Source organism: Pseudomonas sp. MWU13-2862 (assembly GCF_023242495.1).
GTDB lineage: Bacteria > Pseudomonadota > Gammaproteobacteria > Pseudomonadales > Pseudomonadaceae > Aquipseudomonas > Aquipseudomonas gingeri_D.
Genome location: NZ_JALMEZ010000017.1, coordinates 115061 through 132087 on the forward strand (window position 1 = coordinate 115061; position 17027 = coordinate 132087).

Here is a 17027-nt window from a genome sequence, read left to right on the forward strand (position 1 = left end):
CTCACACCGGCGAGTACGGCAAAGCCCGCTTGTGCGCGGTCCTGGCGTAGGCGGCTTCGATGATCGCGCTGGCCCGCGCCGACACCGGCAGCCCCAGCAAGTAGGCGTCGATCTCGGCATAGGTGCAACCATAGGCGAGCTCGTCCGGCCTGCCCGGCACCAACTCCTCAAGGTCGGCTGTCGGCTCCTTGTACACCAGTGGCTCGGGAGCCCCCAGGGCCAAGGCCAGCCGCCGCACCTGGCCCTTGGTCAAACCGGACAAGGGCGCCAGGTCGCAGGCCCCGTCACCGAACTTGGTGAAAAAACCCATCAGCGCCTCCGCGGCGTGATCGGTGCCGACCACCAGCCCGTTGACGAAGTTGGCGAGGGCATACTGGGTCATCATCCGCGCCCGGGCCTTGACATTGCCTTTGACGAAATCCACCTGTGCCGGCGTCGCGTCCTGGTCCTCGATTTCAAGACTGCCCATCAACCCGTCCACACAAGCCGAGATATTCGCGGTGCTGATCTGGTCCGGCCGGATAAAGGCCAGGGACGCCTGGGCATCGCTTTCGTCAGCCTGGGTCCGATAAGGCAAACGCATGGCGATAAAGCGCGCCGTCCCCCCCTCCTCCCGCAACTGCTCCACCGCCAACTGACACAGCCGCCCCGCCGTCAGTGAGTCGACGCCGCCGCTGATCCCCAACACCAGCGCCTCGCAACCGGAGCGCTTCAAAAGCGCCTTGATGAAGTTGATGCGGCGAGCCAGTTCCGCCGCCTCGTCGCCCGGTACCAACTGCCGGTTCACCCCAAGCACCTTGGCAATACGATCCTGATTCTCGGTTCCCATCTCACACCTCCAGTTTCTGGTTGAATTCAGTCACGTTGAACACCTGCGCCGCATAACGCAGGAACGAAGGGTCTTCACAAACGTTCTTCACCGGGTCATCGGAGAACTTCACCACCGGTTCGCCGTGGACCCGCACCAGCTTCATCACGATGCTCAGCGGTTCGACCCCATCGACATCGCAGGCCAGGCTGGTGCCCATGCCGAAACCGAAGCGGGCCTTGCCGCGGATATGGCGCAGGATCGGCAGGCACTTCTCGAAGTTCAGGCCATCGGAAAACATCAGGTCCTTGGTCATCGGATCGATCCCCAACTGTGCATAACGCGCCAGCACCTTGTCGGCCCAGACAATCGGATCGCCCGAGTCCTGGCGCAGGCCATCGTAGAGCTTGGCGAAATACAGGTCGAAATCCTTGAGGAAGAAATCGGTGCTGATACAGTCGGTCAGGGCGATCCCGAGACGTCCGCGGTATTCGCGCACCCAGTTCTCCAGCGCCGCATTCTGGCTTTCCCGCAGACGGCCGAGTTGCTGGTGCACCATCAGCCATTGGTGGGCCATGGTGCCGATCAGCGGAAGGTCGAACTCATAGGCCAGGTGCGCATTGCTGGTGCCGACGAACACGCCAGGGAAATCCCGCCGCATGATATCCACCACCTCACGCTGGGCACGGAAGGACAGCCGGCGACGGGTCGAGAAGTCCGAGACCCGCAGGTCGGCCAGTTCCTCGCGGCTGAGGTTTTTCTCCAGCCACTCGAACTTCTGGTAGAGCTTGCGGCTGACATCTTCCAACGCCACGTCCGGGTATCTGTCGCGGTTGCGCAACTCGCTGACCAGGGCCAGTACCGGCTGTTCGAACATGATGCAGTGCAGCATCGGGCCGCGGACGCGGATGCTCAGCTGACCGTCGATTTCGCTGACATGGATATAGCTCAGGTTGAACCGGAACAACCCGAGGAACTGCTCGAAATCCGGTGTCAGGTATTCGCGAAAACGCCGGTTGAACAGGAAGCGCAGTTCACCGTCGCGCATTTGCAGGTCGGCGAGTTTTTCCAGCTCCAGGCGCAGCTCGGGGATCAGGTGCGTGAGCTTCTCCCGGGAACGCACGATGAACTGATACTCCACCTCGACGTTGGGGTACTGGTGCAACACCGCCTGCATCATGGTGAAGGTGTAGTAGTCGGTGTCCAGCAGTCCCTGGATGAGGCCGCCTTCGCGGTTGAATGCACTTTCCATGACTTACTCCTTGTGACCCGCCGCACGGGCCAGCTGTTCGCGACTGTTGACCACCTCGACACGCGCCTGTTGCAGGTCGTGGACCGCCTGCTGCGCGCCGTCAGCGCTGAGGGCACGGCAGGCCGGCAGGTAGACGATGACCTTGAAACCCGCCCCCGCCAGCTGCAACGCGGTGGTCTTGACGCAGAAATCCAGGGCCAGGCCACCGACGATCACCTGCCGGACGTGCCGGGCATTCAGGTACTCGATCACGCCGGTGGAGAGTTTGTGCTGGAGGTCGTGGAAGCAGGCGCCGTAAGGGTGCAGTGCCGGCTCCACGCCCTTCCAGACAAAATAGTCGTAGTCCTGGGGCGCCGGCAGTTCATCGAGCAGCGTGAAACCTTCAGTACCGGGGACGCAGTGACTGACCCAGGTCAGGTCGGCATGCTCAAGGCCAGTGGGCCTGAGCATCTGCTCGTGGGAGCTCACCACCCAGGGTGCCTGGGGACTGTGGGCGTCCTTGCTGCCGATGCGGATATCGGCCAGCGAGGCCATGAAATTCAGTTCGACACCGATCAGGTGACCGCCCACCACCGGCAGCTCATCCGGGCAGAGTGGCGTGAAGCCTTTCTGGGCGTCGACATCGAAGGCGGCGGTCTTGATCACTTGAGCATTCATGGCTGTTTCTCCCTTGGCGATGAAACAAAGGTACACGTCATGTACTTTCAATGCAAGCGCGACGCCATTGACTTCTCTATTATCTATTCTGAATCAATCTATTTCATGAGCCCGTCACTTGATACATAAGTACATGACGAGTACCTTTAAGACAAAGGAGACCCTACCATGTACGAACTCGCAATCTACGGCGGCGCCTTCAACCCCCCGCACGCCGGTCACGCCCAGGTGATGATCGAAGCCTCCCGTCACGCGCGCTCGCTATGGGTGGTGCCATCCTTCAGGCATCCCCATGGCAAGCACATGGCCGAGTACGAGCGGCGCCTGGACTGGCTGCGAGCGATCGTCGAACAGGTGCGTCCGGCCTGCTCGTCGGCGATTTCGGTGTGCCGGATCGAGCAGCAATTGGCCCGGGAGACCGAGGCGCCCATCTACAGTTATGAACTGCTCTGCGCCCTGGCCGAGATGACCGGACTGCCCACCCGCCAGATCGCCCTGGTGGTCGGGCACGATGTCGCCGCGCAGTTGCCGGACTTCCATCTGGGGGCGCAATTGCTCGAGCGTTTCTCGGTGCTGTGCGTGGAGGAGCAAGCGGGCGTGCGCAGTACACTACTGCGCGAACGGCTGGCGCAGGGCGAAACATTGCCCGCCCACTGGATGGCACCCGGCATGGATCCGGTAGACTACGGGCTCTATGCCGTACACAGGACTTGATATGCCGGACCGTTCCCCCACCGCACCGAGGAAAAGCGACTACCTGCACACCGTCGACTTGTGCGTGCTGTTCTACTGCCGTCACTCCCAAGCCCTGCAGATCCTGCTGCACAAACGTGAAGCCGATCCCTTCGAGGGCCATTGGGCCCTGCCGGGCGTGGTGGTCAACGGCGCGGTGGCCGACCTGACCCTGGACGACGCGGTGGAACGCCTGCGCGCCAGCGACAAGGTCAACCTGCCGCTGGCCTGGATCGAACAGGTGGGCACCGTGGGCGATGCCTTTCGCGACCCGCGCTGCTGGTCATCCTCGACCTTCTACCTGGCCATCGTCAGTGAAGAGCCGACCCTGAACGAGCAACAGGCCTGGTTCGCCCTCGACAGCGTCGCCGATGCTTCGGTGCGCCTGCCCTTCGATCACAACGCACTGGCGGCGGCAGCCCAGGAACGGCTGTTGTCCAAATCGCTGTACAGCAGCCTGCCGCTGATGTTCCTCGGTACCGAGTTCAGTGCCCCGGAAGCCACCGCGATCTTTTCCCTGGTACTGGCGCGTCCGGTGCTCAAGACCAGCACCCGGCAACGCTTGCTGAAGATGACCGAAGCCGGCTACCTGCGGGAAACCGGGCGCAAGAAACAGGGTGATGGCGGCCGTCCGCAAGCCACCCTGGAACACCTCAAACCTGATGCGCTCTATCTGTTCGACCGCTGCTTTCTGGAGTAATGCCACGCATGAAGCCCGACACTGAATCCGAATGCCTGCTGCACACGCCCTACTTCGATGTGGTCAAGGAGCGGGGTTATTTCATCATCAAGGAAGCCCAGGCCATCAATGGCGTGGTCGCGGTGCCCGTCCTGCCGGATGGTCGCCTGATGCTGGCGGTGCTGCAACGCCGGGCCATCGGCGCCCAATCGATCGAGTTTCCCCGTGGCGCCATCGACCTCGGTGAAACCGCCTGTGATGCCGCCGCCCGCGAACTGCTGGAAGAAACCGGCTGGCCGGCGCTGAAGGTCACGGAACTGGGCCTGCTGCACAGCAACACCTCACTGATCGCCAGTGCGGTTGCCGTCTGCCGGGTGGACATTGATGGCGAAGCGGTGGAAGACACCGATGGCGAGGTCGACAAGGTGCTGTTCGTCACACTGGCCGAACTCAAGGCAATGATTGCCGCCGGTAGGATTACCGACGGACATACCTTGTCGGCGGCGATGATGCTGATCGCCCAACCCTTATAGGTTCAGGCTACCGGTGATGCAGGTCACGGCGGCACCGCCGACCCAGATTTCGTCACCCACCTGCTCCACACTGATCCGCCCGGCACGGCCCATCGCCGTGCCCTGGCTGACCCGATACGACTGCGGTGCCCGCCCCTCTCCCAGCAGCCAACGCGCAATACCGGCGTTCAGACTGCCAGTGGCGGGGTCTTCACACATGCCCTCACCGGCGATAAGAGCACGCACTTCGAACTGACATTCGTCGCCATCCAGTGCTGGGTTCCAGGGCGCCACCAGCCCCACCGCCAGCCCTTCCAATTGGGCATAGTCGGGTTTTACCGCCAGTATCCGTGCCCGATCGGGCAGCATCAGCACCAGCCAATCAACGCCATTGTCGACCCACTGGGCATCGAGCACCTCCTCCGGAGCCAGTCCCAGGCCGAGGCGAACCCGCTCACGCAACGCCTCGTCCAGGGGGCCTGCGCGACGCAGTGGAGGTGCGATAAACGCCAGGTCATCGCCTCGGCGGCGAATCCGTACCAGGCCGATCCCGCACTCCTGAATGATCTCCTCGCCCTGGGGCACGCCACCGGCCTCCAACCAGGCATGGCAGGACCCCAGGGTCGGGTGACCGGCGAAAGGCAACTCCCTGATCGTGGTGAATATTCGTACCCGGTAATCAGCCCGAGGATCCTGGGGCGCCTGCAGGAAGGTGGTTTCGCTGAGATTGGTCCAGGTTGCGAAGGCCTGCATCTGCTCATCGGTCAGTTGGTCGGCGGCGAAGACCACAGCCAGTGGATTGCCCTTGAATGACTCGCGGCTGAAAACATCCAGTTGTTTGAAATCGTGCTGGCTCATGGTCGGGCTCCCTGGTGGAAAAAGGTCGGCGGTCAGTGTTGGGATTTCATCACACAACCCGACTCTTGAACCCACACAGTCAGGCCATTTTCAGCCACTACACCTGCCGGTGTTCCTACATCATTGCCGTCGATGGTCACCATCGACCCAATGAAGTTCTCTTAAAAATCCAGGCGCGTAACCTTGGCTCCATACCCAACACATAACACCCGGAGCACACCACCATGAAACGCCAACTCTTTCTCGGCCTCGCTTTCTCGGTACTGGCAGTCAACGCTTTTGCTGCATCCTCGGCTCAACCCGTGGTCGCACACACTCAACAAGCAGTCGCTGAAGGCGGCTCTGATCGTCTGATCGATCGTCGTGTAGCTGAAGGTGGCTCTGATCGCCTGATCGACCGTCGCGTAGCCGAAGGTGGTTCTGATCGTCTGATCGACCGTCGTGTAGCCGAAGGTGGTTCTGATCGTCTGATCGACCGTCGTGTAGCCGAAGGTGGCTCTGATCGTCTGATCGACCGTCGTGTAGCCGAAGGTGGTTCTGATCGTCTGATCGACCGTCGTGTAGCCGAAGGTGGCTCTGATCGTCTGATCGACCGTCGTGTAGCTGAAGGTGGCTCTGATCGCCTGATCGACCGTCGCGTTGCCGAGGGTGGTTCCGACCGTCTGATCCAGAATCGTGCATGAGTCGCGTTACCGCAGCATCCAGCCAAGAGCCCGGCCTTATCAGCCGGGCTTTTTCTTTGCGCGCTGTCTGGGTCAGATCCCGTCGCGAGCAATGTCCATCGCGAAGTAACTCAGAATAATGTCCGCTCCGGCGCGCTTGATGGCACCCAGGCTTTCGCGAACGATACGGTGCTCGTCAATGGCCCCGGCCTGGGCACCGAACTTGATCATCGCGTACTCGCCACTGACCTGATACGCCGCCAGGGGCAGGCGCGACGCTTCGCGGATATCGCGAATGATGTCGAGGTAGGCACCGGCCGGCTTGACCATCAGCACATCGGCCCCTTCCTGCTCGTCCAACAGCGACTCGCGCACCGCCTCACGCCGGTTCATCGGGTTCATCTGGTAAGCCTTGCGGTCGCCCTTGAGCGCCGTACCGCCCGCTTCGCGGAACGGGCCATAGAGCGCCGAGGCGAACTTGGTCGAATAGGCCATGATCGAGGTGTCGAGAAAACCGGCGGCGTCCAGGGCACTGCGAATGGCCTGGACCTGGCCGTCCATGGCCGCTGACGGCGAAATGAAATCCGCTCCCGCCTGTGCCGCTACCACCGCCTGGCGCCCGAGATTCTTCAGGGTCGCATCGTTGTCGACCGCGTCGCCATGCAGCACGCCGCAATGACCATGGGAGGTGTACTCGCAGAAACAGGTGTCGGACATCACCACCATTTCCGGTGCCGTGTCCTTGCAGATCCGCACCATGCGCGCCACCAGGCCCTCTTCGTTCCAGGTGTCGCTACCCGTCGCGTCCAGATGGTGGGAGACACCAAAGGTCATCACCGACTTGATCCCGGCCCGAGCATAACGCTCGATCTCGCTGGCCAGTTTCTTTTCCGGGATCCGCATTACACCGGGCATGCTGGTGATGGGCACAAAATCGTCGATACCTTCCTCGACGAAGATCGGCAATACCAGGTCATTGAGGCTGAACTCGGTTTCCTGGAACAGGCCGCGCAGGCTTTCATTTCGACGCAGGCGACGCAAACGCGTCGTCGGAAATAGCTGTGACATCGTGTTTCCCGAGGCTGATTCAAAAGAGACGGATTCAGAAGCTACCGAGCTTAGGCCAGTCTCCCGCTGTTTTACACCGGCAGATCAAGAAAGGTCTGTTACGCAGGCTGCAACAGTGCAAGCCCCTTGAATTCATGGACTACGACCGTAAAACCGGTGAAACCAAGACTTACCGGTCACATTTCGTCCATCCGGCCCTTTTACATAGTTGTAAGAAATCGCGATTTTGCAATATGTAGTGCTTAAAAATATTCACTACAAAATGGTTGACGCCTTCTTTCCGCGCTTGCATGATGGACCTGCCTCCCCGATCGGGAGCGCCGCAAAAGCTGTTGTTACAACAGGCTCGACAAGCCGTCGAGCTGTTCCGGATCTGTACTGCCCACAAGGCAGATTGATGAAGCTGACCTGGCGTGATCGTCCCAACGGACGAGAAGCACCGGCCTAACGTCCTCAAAATGCTTGTGGCTGACTTCGTTACTGTCGTCAGCGCCGTTCTAAGGATCGCGCTGTTGCTTCTTATCGTTGAAACGTTGCGTGTAGCAGGGTTTAAACCCCGCTACATAAATCGCGCCCAGGGCCGGCGCCACACTCGACGGACACCATTGTCCGTGTGCGGCACCGCAGCAATTCGCCGTCTTGGCAACGATACACACGTAAACCAGACAGATTAACGAGTGGTCAAAGGGGCTTTAACATGAATCTGAACAATCAAACGACTATCGATCAACTGGCTGGCCTGTTCGCATCGCGCAAAGACAGCCTTGACGACCATATTCTCTGGATCAGCCAGACCGGAGACGTGAAACTCGACCCTCGCTCGCCTTACGCCGACGAGCGCGCCTTCAGCCAGGCCCAGCCCGCGCTGTTCGCCTGCATCAAGATGTACCGCCGGGGCCAGGGCTATGTCGGCAAGAAAGCCGCAGCCGACAAAGACTTCATGGCTCGCGTGCTGCAATCGCTGAAGTCGGAATGGGCCGCTCACCACGCCCTGCCGAAGAGCGCCTGAAGACTCGCTATAACTGAGTAGCGCAAGGCGTCTCACACAAAACCCGGCTATCGCCGGGTTTTGTCTTTCTGGAGGCGCGACTCGACGACACCCCACTGCCGTGCAAAATCCAGAAGCGTGCTGGATTTGTCCAATTTCCCGCCGCCCCACTCCTCCACACTTGAGCCATGGCCACAGCGCCACGGCCCGATTCCAACGAGGAGAAATACCATGAGCGATTATGTGTTCGCCCCCCCAGCCACCCCATCCCTGGCCGTTGAAGGCGAGTCCGCGCGCTTTCCGATTCGCCGGGTGTTCTGCGTCGGCCGCAACTACTCCGAACATGCCCGGGAAATGGGTCATGACCCGGACCGTGAACCGCCGTTCTTTTTCATGAAACCCGCCGATGCGGTGGTCCCGGCCAGCGGCGTGATCGCCTACCCACCGCTGACCGAGGACCTGCACCATGAGATCGAGCTGGTGGTAGCCATTGGTGAAGGTGGTACGGATATCGATCCGGACGACGCCCTCGCTCATGTCTGGGGTTACGGCGTCGGTCTTGACCTGACGCGGCGTGATATCCAGGCCCAGGCCAAGAAGCTCGGACGGCCGTGGGATTGGGCCAAGGGGTTCGACGAGTCGGCGCCTTGCACGGCCTTGCGTCGCGCCACTGCGCTGGGATATCCACAAAGCGGCGCGATCTGGCTGAAGGTCAACGATGTCGAACGCCAGCGCGGCGATCTGGCGGACCAGATATGGTCGGTGCCGGATGTGATCAGCCATATCTCGTGCTCGGTAGAACTCAAGGCTGGCGACCTGATTTTCACCGGCACACCGGCCGGCGTCGGTGCTCTGGTGGCGGGTGACCGGATCAGCGCGGGAATCGAGGGGATCGCCACGTTCGAGTTGACCATCGGTCAACGCTGGTCGGCGACCGGAATGTCGCCAGCGCAATCAAGGCACTGGCGGCAACCAGCGATCCAAGATGCAACCATCAGTCATGACTCACTGACGAACTCGATCCGGCATGTACGCTTGCCGCAGACCCCGCCCAAAACAGCACATTGGGCTCGAGGGCATTCATGATCAGTGGGAGAACTTCTTTTCCCTTCGATGAAATTTCCTAGAACGCTCCAAGCACTTGTTTGCGCCTGATCTGAACGCTAGGCTTCACTCCGTCACTGTCAATTCAGTGAGCGAGTTTAGTCATCCGCTGTCTGATCAGGCGCACAGTGCCACCTTCTCCGAGGCGCTTTTTTTCGGCCTCCGTTTTAAGGGTGGTCATGCACAGGGCACTTTGGTGCAGCGTTTTTCCTGATCACTGGCCGACTAATCCTACATCTTACGGGCCCCTTGCATCATTCATTCTTTGAGACACTCATCCTATGAAAGCCTTGACCAGGCACTTAACAAGACAGATTGCCGAAAGACCCTGCCTGGGTATTTTCTTTACCACACTTATCATCTTCATGGGATTACAATACAAGGCCGCCATCCTTAACTATACAACTCGCTTTGTCGATTTTGCAGACTACATGCTCCACCACGGTGTGACGCTGTTTCCTATTGCCGAAGACTTGAAACCTTACCCTGACTATACGATTGCAAACACCTTCCTGATTTATTTGGTTTCCTTACCTTTTGGTCGGATATCCATTCTTTCGATGGGTTTACCCTACTGTATTTCAGCGGCTTTGATGCTGGTGTTTATTTACAAACTGGGGGCATTGCATGAGAGAAAATGGGGGTTGTATGGCGTCCTTTTTTCGCTGTTCACCTGGGCGTTTCTGGATGGGGTCAATTCTTTAGCGCTTGACGTCTATCCCGCGCTGTTTACGGTGATCTGCTTCTACCTGGCCTATTCCGCAGACTTGAAAAAAGACCCATCGCGCCTGTTTTTTGTGTTTGTCGGGTTGGCACTGGGTTTTATGTTCCGCGGCCCTATTGGCCTGATCGGCCCGGCGATCGTTGTCGCGTCTTATTATCTGCTGAGCAGGCAGTGGCGCAGGGTATTTTTATTTTCATTGACCTCTGGCCTGATTTTCATTTCAGGTGCTGCCTTGCTGGCATGGGCCGCCTACCTGCAAGGCGGCACAGCTTTCATGCAAGATGTATTGATGATGCAAGGGCTGGAGCGCTTCGCCAACAACCATTCGCCGCGCTATTACTTCTATTTTACCGGAGGATTGCTGGTCTACGGTGTCACGGCATTTTTTGCCTTGATCGTTATCGTAAAAAAACACAGACAATTCTTTTGTGCGCCTCGACAGTTCGACAACGGCATGTTGCTTTATCTCAGCGCGTGGTTGCTTGCCCTGCTTATACTCTTCACCATTCCCAACTCGAAAAAATCGCGCTATATACTTTCAATCACACCAGCCATCTCGCTATTGGCCGCCTATATTTTTGTCGATAAATCGGGCGTATTTCTCAGAGCAAAAAACTGGCTGCTGCGGTTCTGCCTGGGGCTCCCCGCCGTTGGATTGGGGTTGGCCTTCCTAGTACTGATATATAACGCTTATGCAACGACTCCACTGCAACCAGACTATCCAGGTATTCTCGGTAGCTTTGTTGCTCTTACCGCCGTCCGTTACACGCTAATCAAATATTGGTCCGGACATCCACATCGTGAACTGATTACCCTGTCGTTCGGGGTCGGAGCATTTCTCTTGCTGGATGCATTTTTCTTTAACCCCATCACTTATCACCTCGAGTTGGCGAACGAGCCGACGCCCAGGTTTCTCCCCTATTGGTTTTGGTGAGAACCCTCTGAGGGTAAGCCCAGGTGCTGAGCGGACATACCATCAGCCCTGGCGCCTGACAGGACTCCGTCATGGAACGGGAGGCGGTGCTTCCCGCGCCGTTGATGATAATGGTCAATGTCTCGCCACTGACTGAGACCAATCCACGACCAGGCGCGACCGTCACCGACCTGCCGTACTTGATGATCGCCAGGGCGAATGTAATCGCAGGCCTGACATCCGCGGCGATGCTGTCTGGCGATTGGGTGCCAAGCGAGAGAACTCTCTTTCCCTTGAGTGAAATTTCCTAGAAAATCCTGACCGCTTGTTTGCGCCTGATCTCATGGCTAGGCTTCACTCCGTCACTGCCAATTCAGTGACCGGGTTTAGCAGCTCGTTTTTACCGAGGCTCGTAAAGGAGTTTCGCCATGTTCAAGGTCACCCCCAATCTGCTTGCAACAGCCAACGTTGAAACCATCGACCCTCGTGCCGCCGACCGGGCTTTGTCTCACTACAACCTCGGGCCGGACGCTGGTTCGAAGCCCGCACCAAACGCTGCGCTGCATGATCATCTACCTGCCCCAAGACACCAGGAAGATTCCTTGGTCAACGTCTATTCGATTCTGCAATCCGCTGCGGCCACGGCCTATGAGCACGCCGATAACCAAACCGGCTCGAACCGCAAAGTGGCGATGGGTGTGGTGCACCTGATTGAGCTGGCACAGCTGAAGATGGACTCGGTGCTTGATGGACAGAGCATCAGCGTCGGCGGCTGATAGGACTGAGTAGTTGAACGGGAAGCCGTACTTCCCGTTCCGCACCCTTTTACACCTTCTTCCTCGCCGCCTGGGGCCGTTTCTTCCGAGTAGCCGGCTTCACCGCAGCCTCCCTTCCCGGCCATAGCGACACGCCCAGGGCAATAAGAATCACTGCACCCAGGCCACACACCGAGATCATCACAACATTCGCCTTCCACTCTCCCGTTGCGACAGCTTCGCTTCTCCAAGCCATCCATGGATGGTCTGGCGACACCCTCAGCCCTTCGGCTGCCGCCATGTCGCAGAATCGTTTCGTCAGCGCGTTCTGCTCACTCTGGCTGATAACGGGATCGGGGTGACGGCTATACCTCGGCGTATCTGGCGGCGTCCAGGTTTCCTGATAGTGACGAGCGAAGTCGTCCCCGTAGCTGAACGTAGCCGAGACGTCCCACCACGAGTCCTGTTTGCTGTAGCGCATGTTCATCGAACATTGATCGACGCGAGCCGCGACCAACGACCAGTCGCGCGCTTGCCAAAGCGTGGCGGCATCGTAAAGCCCCATTCCAGCACAAACCAGGAAGACGATCCCGAACACGATGAGGACAATCGAACGAATACCAGAGAAGAAGGTTATGACCCAGGTAAAAAATCTCTGCATGATTTCCCTTGAGAGGTAGCCTTTGGTTTCTCAAATCGGACTTGAAAAGGAGACGCCCATTAGCCGGTCTCGAGTCAAGGCTAAAAGCTAACTCGCTCTGCAGTTTTTAACTGCAGAGTTTTCCCTCTTTCTCGACCTGCCTGGTTGAACCCGTCGAATCCGTTTCCTCGTCATTGGCTACGACCGAGTCGTGCCTGACACCCATGTGGATCAAGCGGTAGCGGTATTGCATGCACCGCCATGGCCGTGAGGCTGGCAGACAGGCTGATGATTGCAAAGGGGTACAACGAATGTTGCAAAACTGACCGACCGGTCACGCAGACACGCAACCGGGCACACAAACGAAGCTTAAAAAACACGACACATCCCTGAGAGTAGAACTTCCTGCAACGCGCCGTTAATCAGTGCATTGTCGAACATTTGTAATGAAAAATCGACAAACCAGAAACAATTAAATACATCGACTCAGGAAAGTTCCGAATGCCAGAAAAACAAAAGAACCGGCACCCACCAAAATCCACCCGTGGCGTCGCAAAGCCCTCCTTCGCCCCTTAGAATGTCGGCATCCGGTTCAGTTCAAGGACAGTGTCGATGTCGAGTTCTTCCCGTGTGCGCACCTATGGCATGCAGCAACGCAGCGACCGCCCGGACTTCTATATCCGTGACAAACAGGCCCGCCCGGCCATCGTCACCCCGCACCGACATGACTACTTCCAGATCCAGATCAACCTGGGCGGCGACACCGTGCAGCACATCGGCGGCGCCATCCGGCCCTATCCGAGCCAGGCCCTGGCGTTTATCCTGCCCCATCGCCTGCACCTGATCCCGCACCCGGAAAACGGCAACTTTGTCCTGATCAACTTTTCCCAGGCGTTTTTCCTGCCCCACCTGCATTGCGACCCGCTGGACCTGGAGGACCTCTCCATCCATGACCTGCCGGAGCTATCACCGTTCCAGCATCAGGAGCACCTGGATTTTATCCTTGCCGACCATGACTTCGCCGAAGTCCTGCTCCTGCTGGAAAAGATGCGCAAGCTGGATCAGGGTCGCGATCTTGGCACCCGCCAGGCGCTCAAGGGCTGCCTGCTGCAACTGACCGGCAAGATCTGCAGCCTGTATGCAGACGAGTTGCAGGCCCTGTCGGCGAACAAGGCGGCACGACGCGGCCGACGGGATGCACTGGCGCGGGTCTCGAGTTATCTGCGCGAGCATATCGCCGACCCGGCGCTCAACCTCAAGGACACCGCCGAGGCGGCCTTTCTGTCGCCCAACTACCTGACCCACTTGCTGCGCAAGGAAACCGGCAGCACCTTCTCGGAGCTGGTCCTGGAACGCCGCATGCGCCTGGCGCGCACGCACCTGCTCAACAGCGAAAAGCCGGTGAGCCAGATTGCGCAACTGTGTGGTTTTGCCGACGAGGCCTACTTTTCACGCCGTTTCAAGGCCACCCAGGGCCTGCCACCGGGGCAGTTTCGGCGCCGGCGGCAAGAATCCTGAATCAGGCGCGACACTCGACGTGCAGCACCCCGCCCGCCGCTGTCGTACAGGTAATCCTCAGCGGCAGAAAACTCTCGATCACGCGAATATTGCTGTGCAGATGCTCGGTCATGCCGGGCGTAGTGAAACGCCCGCCACCGGCCAGGGCCATGGGCAACAGCAACTGATCGGCCAGGTGCTCGCCTACCGCGGCGCTGCTGTTCAACCAGCGCCTGGCAGACTTAACCGCTTCGTCCGCCACGGCCTCGGCCCGCAAGCGGGCTTGCCCAAATGCGCTGAACACCTCGGTCACCTGCTCACAGCGGTATTCCAGCAACAGCGCGTTGCCAGGACCTTCAGCCGGATCGATCAGCACTGTACGACGCGACTCACCCGGAAAGTCCAGGCGACTGCCAACCCTGGCCAACTCGCGCTCGGCCACGGATTCGGCAACCCCGCTGAGTAATACGCAGGCATCGCGTGCAAGCACAACCCCGCGCTCATTCAGCTGCAAAGCCTTCAACGACGAAGGCTGGATAAAGGCCTCCAGTTCGCCGCCGCCAGCTGGCACAAAACCGTGGCGCGAGAGCTGCAGCTCGACCTTCGCCTCCATCCGCCGCAACAGAGGCAACCAGGCACGCTCGAGAAACTCGAACGGCGGCGCCAATGGATTATGAGTGCCGCCCGTAATAACCACACGACTCGGCGCGGGTGCCTGCAATAAAGCAGGCAACAAAGTTTGCAGCACCAACGTGCAGCTCCCTGCCGTACCGATAGCGAAGCGAAAATCCCCACCACGAATCGGACCCGGCTCGAAATACAGGCTTTGCGAACCGAGTTGCGCGCCCTCCACCTTCGCCCCACACACCTCGGCGGATGCCAGCACCGCCGCCAGGTGTTGGCGCATCAAACCGGGACGGCCGCGCTTTGCCCGAATATTGCCGATCCGCAGCGCCCGCCCCGTCACCATCGACAGACTCAGCCCGCTACGCAATACCTGCCCGCCTCCCATGGCGCCATCCAGGTCAATCACATCCCTTTCCATATCCTTCCTTCATGCATAGCTGTAAACCATTTCCCTCAGGTAGCGATCCAGCCGTTGACTATCTTCAGTGGTACGCGGCAATACCGGTACCGGACGCTCCAATTGTGTTTCGATAAACCCGTGCAGCGCCGGACGCCGAGGGCCGTAGGCGGATTCATCCGCACTGCGCTTAAGCCGCAGTAACTCATCAACCTCCTCCAGCAACAGCGGATCGTCGACGGTCTTGAGCAGGGCATCGAACGTCATGGGCGGGCGACCCAATCCCATGTCGATCCAGCGCACCGCCAACAAAGGTCGCAGCACGTAGAAATATTTCTTGAAACGCACTGTCTCGCCTTGCAAGTAGCCGCGGAAGTTTTTCCTGGCCATCGACAGGTAGTGATTGCGCGCGGCTGGCGGGCTATAGAACGCTTCAGCCAGTTCACGCAACGACCGGGTCGCGACCTCTTCGCTGTGATACACCAAGGGCGAGTCGAGCCATTCGAGCAAGGTCGGGTTGGACTTGCGCAACAACCCGAGGGTCTTGCGCAGCTCCCAGCCGCTGATATCCAGCTCGTCGTCCAAGGGCCGCTCGATCACATCCCGAGCCTCACTGACCTGGATGAACCAGTCCGGTTTTTCCACATAGACAAACCGCACATCGTAATCACTGTCCGTCGACGAAAAGCCCCAGGCACGGCTACCGGACTCGCAGGCATACAGCACCTTGACGTTGCGTTCGCGCTCTATCCGCGCAAGCTCCTCCAGCACCCGGGCGCGCATGGCGCGATCCAGCGGGTGACGTTCTGCATGTTCCATCTTTATTTCCTTTCAATCCGCTCTATCCCTTTACACACACCACCTGCCGCAAGGTGTGCAACACTTCCACCAACTCGCGCTGGGCGTGCATGACCTGGTCAATGTCCTTGTAGGCCATCGGAATCTCATCGATCACCGCCGCGTCCTTGCGGCACTCCACGTGGGCCGTTGCCCGGATCTGGTCCTCGACGGTGAACAGTTGCTTGGCCCGGGTACGGCTCATCGTCCGTCCGGCGCCATGGCTGCAGGAGCAAAACGACTCTTCGTTGCCCAGCCCGCGCACAATGAAGCTCTTGGCCCCCATGGAACCTGGAATGATCCCCAGTTCGCCCTTCTTCGCCGACACCGCCCCCTTGCGGGTCACCAGAACCTCTTCACCGAAGTGCCGCTCCTTCTGCACATAGTTGTGATGGCAGTTCACCGCCTCCAGCGCTACATCAAAGGGCTTGCTGATCACCTGGCGTGTCGCCGCGATCACTGCCTGCATCATCAGTGCACGGTTCTGCCGGGCGAAATCCTGGGCCCAGCCGACGGCTTCGACATAATCGTCGAAATGCTGGCTGCCCTCTTCAAAGTACGCCAGGTCCCGATCCGGCAGGTTGGCGATATGCTCGCGCATATCGGCCCGGGCCATCTCGATGAACAAGTTGCCGATGGCGTTGCCGACGCCACGCGAACCGCTGTGCAACATGAACCAGACGCGGTTCGTTTCATCCAGACAGACTTCGATGAAGTGATTGCCTGAACCCAGCGTCCCCAGGTGGCTGCGGCTATTGCTCTTCGCAAGCTTGGGATACTTGTCGGTGATCGCCTTGAACCGCGACTCCAGCGCCGACCACGCCAGATCAGCCGCGCTCGGAACATGATCCCAGGCGCCCTTATCTCGACCGCCGCGAGTACCGCTACGCCCATGGGGCACTGCCCGCTCGATGGCCGTGCGCAAACCGTGCAGGTTGTCCGGCAGATCACTGGCGGTCAGCGAGGTGCAGGCGGCTATCATGCCGCAGCCAATATCAACGCCGACCGCCGCCGGGATGATCGCACCCATCGTGGGGATCACACTGCCAATGGTCGAGCCCTTGCCCAGGTGCACGTCCGGCATCACCGCCATATGTTTGAAGATGAACGGCATCTTTGCCGTATTCATCAGTTGCTCACGAGCCTCTGGCTCGACCGGGACGCCCTGGGTCCAGAGTTTGATCGGCTTGCCGTTGGCGACTTCGAGCAAGGTATAGGTCTGGTCTTGCATATTATTCATTTCCTGATGGCCAAAACACTGGCCTTGTCCTGGGTTAACGGCGACAACAAAGGGGTGAAACAGGCACCGCGCTCTGA

The 17027-nt window shown here is 59.2% G+C and carries 17 protein-coding genes and 1 pseudogene; 9 read left to right on the top strand and 9 right to left on the bottom strand.

Going from position 1 to position 17027, the window contains the following annotated elements; genetic code table 11:
• Position 1: 1 nt before the first annotated feature.
• From nadE to M5C56_RS26775, 3 genes are read right to left on the bottom strand one after another with little or no spacing between them, the layout of a single operon-like run.
• Positions 2-829: an ammonia-dependent NAD(+) synthetase gene (gene nadE / locus M5C56_RS26765; RefSeq protein WP_103498741.1), complete on the bottom strand. Its 828-nt coding sequence runs from the start codon at positions 827-829 to the stop codon at positions 2-4.
• Position 830: 1 nt separating this feature from the next.
• Complete coding sequence (gene pncB, locus M5C56_RS26770) at positions 831-2060, bottom strand: nicotinate phosphoribosyltransferase (protein WP_103498742.1); 1230 nt, start codon at positions 2058-2060, stop codon at positions 831-833.
• A 3-nt stretch (positions 2061-2063) separates the two neighbouring features.
• Positions 2064-2717, bottom strand: coding sequence for an isochorismatase family protein (locus M5C56_RS26775; protein WP_103498743.1), 654 nt, complete (start codon positions 2715-2717; stop codon positions 2064-2066).
• A gap of 168 nt (positions 2718-2885) precedes the next feature.
• Between M5C56_RS26775 and M5C56_RS26780 the strand changes: the two genes are divergently transcribed.
• Genes M5C56_RS26780 through M5C56_RS26790 form a run of 3 tightly spaced genes read left to right on the top strand, consistent with a single transcriptional unit; the run spans position 2886 to position 4661 of the window.
• Positions 2886-3431 carry an adenylyltransferase/cytidyltransferase family protein gene (locus tag M5C56_RS26780; protein ID WP_103498744.1) on the top strand — a complete coding sequence of 182 codons (546 nt, stop codon included), beginning with the start codon at positions 2886-2888 and terminating at the stop codon, positions 3429-3431.
• A gap of 1 nt (position 3432) precedes the next feature.
• Entirely contained in the window at positions 3433-4149 is a 717-nt protein-coding gene (locus tag M5C56_RS26785; protein WP_103498745.1) for an NUDIX hydrolase, read from the top strand.
• An 8-nt stretch (positions 4150-4157) separates the two neighbouring features.
• Positions 4158-4661: an NUDIX hydrolase gene (locus tag M5C56_RS26790; RefSeq protein WP_103498746.1), complete on the top strand. Its 504-nt coding sequence runs from the start codon at positions 4158-4160 to the stop codon at positions 4659-4661.
• Here M5C56_RS26790 and M5C56_RS26795 read toward each other — a convergent pair.
• Positions 4656-5498 (bottom strand): PhzF family phenazine biosynthesis protein, encoded by an 843-nt coding sequence (locus M5C56_RS26795; protein ID WP_103498747.1) that lies wholly within the window; start codon positions 5496-5498, stop codon positions 4656-4658. The genes M5C56_RS26790 and M5C56_RS26795 overlap by 6 nt on opposite strands.
• 224 nt (positions 5499-5722) lie before the next feature.
• Between M5C56_RS26795 and M5C56_RS26800 the strand changes: the two genes are divergently transcribed.
• Positions 5723-6181 (top strand): phage infection protein, encoded by a 459-nt coding sequence (locus M5C56_RS26800; RefSeq protein ID WP_247263372.1) that lies wholly within the window; start codon positions 5723-5725, stop codon positions 6179-6181.
• Between the two features lie 72 nt (positions 6182-6253).
• Here M5C56_RS26800 and hemB read toward each other — a convergent pair whose 3' ends face one another.
• A complete protein-coding gene (gene hemB / locus M5C56_RS26805) occupies positions 6254-7228 on the bottom strand; it encodes a porphobilinogen synthase (RefSeq protein WP_103499260.1) in 975 nt (324 codons plus the stop codon).
• Positions 7229-7925: 697 nt separating this feature from the next.
• Here hemB and M5C56_RS26810 point away from each other — a divergent pair.
• The 4 genes and pseudogenes from M5C56_RS26810 (at position 7926) to M5C56_RS26825 (ending at position 11733) form a co-directional block, all read left to right on the top strand.
• Positions 7926-8237 carry a hypothetical protein gene (locus tag M5C56_RS26810; RefSeq protein WP_103499261.1) on the top strand — a complete coding sequence of 104 codons (312 nt, stop codon included), beginning with the start codon at positions 7926-7928 and terminating at the stop codon, positions 8235-8237.
• A gap of 210 nt (positions 8238-8447) precedes the next feature.
• Positions 8448-9134 (top strand): annotated as a pseudogene (locus M5C56_RS26815) (fumarylacetoacetate hydrolase family protein); the annotation flags it as partial.
• A gap of 467 nt (positions 9135-9601) precedes the next feature.
• The gene (locus M5C56_RS26820) at positions 9602-10978 is read left to right on the top strand and encodes a glycosyltransferase family 39 protein (protein ID WP_247263373.1); all 1377 of its coding nucleotides are present in this window, start codon (positions 9602-9604) and stop codon (positions 10976-10978) included.
• Positions 10979-11385: 407 nt separating this feature from the next.
• On the top strand, positions 11386-11733 hold the full coding sequence (locus M5C56_RS26825; RefSeq protein ID WP_103499855.1) for a hypothetical protein: 348 nt from the start codon (positions 11386-11388) through the stop codon (positions 11731-11733).
• Positions 11734-11782: 49 nt separating this feature from the next.
• Here M5C56_RS26825 and M5C56_RS26830 read toward each other — a convergent pair whose 3' ends face one another.
• Entirely contained in the window at positions 11783-12373 is a 591-nt protein-coding gene (locus tag M5C56_RS26830) for a DUF3592 domain-containing protein (RefSeq protein ID WP_103499854.1), read from the bottom strand.
• 591 nt (positions 12374-12964) lie between these two features.
• Between M5C56_RS26830 and M5C56_RS26835 the strand changes: the two genes are divergently transcribed.
• Positions 12965-13870: an AraC family transcriptional regulator gene (locus M5C56_RS26835; RefSeq protein ID WP_103495191.1), complete on the top strand. Its 906-nt coding sequence runs from the start codon at positions 12965-12967 to the stop codon at positions 13868-13870.
• A gap of 1 nt (position 13871) precedes the next feature.
• Here M5C56_RS26835 and rtcA read toward each other — a convergent pair whose 3' ends face one another.
• The 3 genes from rtcA to M5C56_RS26850 are packed head-to-tail and all read right to left on the bottom strand — an operon-like array spanning position 13872 to position 16941.
• Positions 13872-14894, bottom strand: a complete 1023-nt coding sequence (gene rtcA / locus M5C56_RS26840; RefSeq protein WP_103495192.1) for an RNA 3'-terminal phosphate cyclase — start codon at positions 14892-14894, stop codon at positions 13872-13874.
• Positions 14895-14903: 9 nt separating this feature from the next.
• Positions 14904-15692 carry a nucleotidyltransferase domain-containing protein gene (locus tag M5C56_RS26845; protein ID WP_103495193.1) on the bottom strand — a complete coding sequence of 263 codons (789 nt, stop codon included), beginning with the start codon at positions 15690-15692 and terminating at the stop codon, positions 14904-14906.
• 22 nt (positions 15693-15714) lie between these two features.
• Complete coding sequence (locus M5C56_RS26850; RefSeq protein WP_103495194.1) at positions 15715-16941, bottom strand: RtcB family protein; 1227 nt, start codon at positions 16939-16941, stop codon at positions 15715-15717.
• Between the last annotated feature and the right edge of the window lie 86 nt (positions 16942-17027).

What these genes read in the sequence shown, in the direction of transcription:
- rtcA (WP_103495192.1), bottom strand. Translation starts at nt 14,894, where the DNA reads ATGGAAAGGGATGTGATTGACCTGGATGGCGCCATGGGAGGCGGGCAG.
- pncB (WP_103498742.1), bottom strand. Translation starts at nt 2,060, where the DNA reads ATGGAAAGTGCATTCAACCGCGAAGGCGGCCTCATCCAGGGACTGCTG.
- M5C56_RS26790 (WP_103498746.1), top strand. Translation starts at nt 4,158, where the DNA reads ATGAAGCCCGACACTGAATCCGAATGCCTGCTGCACACGCCCTACTTC.
- M5C56_RS26825 (WP_103499855.1), top strand. Translation starts at nt 11,386, where the DNA reads ATGTTCAAGGTCACCCCCAATCTGCTTGCAACAGCCAACGTTGAAACC.
- hemB (WP_103499260.1), bottom strand. Translation starts at nt 7,228, where the DNA reads ATGTCACAGCTATTTCCGACGACGCGTTTGCGTCGCCTGCGTCGAAAT.
- M5C56_RS26830 (WP_103499854.1), bottom strand. Translation starts at nt 12,373, where the DNA reads ATGCAGAGATTTTTTACCTGGGTCATAACCTTCTTCTCTGGTATTCGT.
- M5C56_RS26785 (WP_103498745.1), top strand. Translation starts at nt 3,433, where the DNA reads ATGCCGGACCGTTCCCCCACCGCACCGAGGAAAAGCGACTACCTGCAC.
- M5C56_RS26795 (WP_103498747.1), bottom strand. Translation starts at nt 5,498, where the DNA reads ATGAGCCAGCACGATTTCAAACAACTGGATGTTTTCAGCCGCGAGTCA.
- M5C56_RS26845 (WP_103495193.1), bottom strand. Translation starts at nt 15,692, where the DNA reads ATGGAACATGCAGAACGTCACCCGCTGGATCGCGCCATGCGCGCCCGG.
- M5C56_RS26835 (WP_103495191.1), top strand. Translation starts at nt 12,965, where the DNA reads ATGTCGAGTTCTTCCCGTGTGCGCACCTATGGCATGCAGCAACGCAGC.
- nadE (WP_103498741.1), bottom strand. Translation starts at nt 829, where the DNA reads ATGGGAACCGAGAATCAGGATCGTATTGCCAAGGTGCTTGGGGTGAAC.
- M5C56_RS26800 (WP_247263372.1), top strand. Translation starts at nt 5,723, where the DNA reads ATGAAACGCCAACTCTTTCTCGGCCTCGCTTTCTCGGTACTGGCAGTC.
- M5C56_RS26810 (WP_103499261.1), top strand. Translation starts at nt 7,926, where the DNA reads ATGAATCTGAACAATCAAACGACTATCGATCAACTGGCTGGCCTGTTC.
- M5C56_RS26775 (WP_103498743.1), bottom strand. Translation starts at nt 2,717, where the DNA reads ATGAATGCTCAAGTGATCAAGACCGCCGCCTTCGATGTCGACGCCCAG.
- M5C56_RS26820 (WP_247263373.1), top strand. Translation starts at nt 9,602, where the DNA reads ATGAAAGCCTTGACCAGGCACTTAACAAGACAGATTGCCGAAAGACCC.
- M5C56_RS26780 (WP_103498744.1), top strand. Translation starts at nt 2,886, where the DNA reads ATGTACGAACTCGCAATCTACGGCGGCGCCTTCAACCCCCCGCACGCC.
- M5C56_RS26850 (WP_103495194.1), bottom strand. Translation starts at nt 16,941, where the DNA reads ATGCAAGACCAGACCTATACCTTGCTCGAAGTCGCCAACGGCAAGCCG.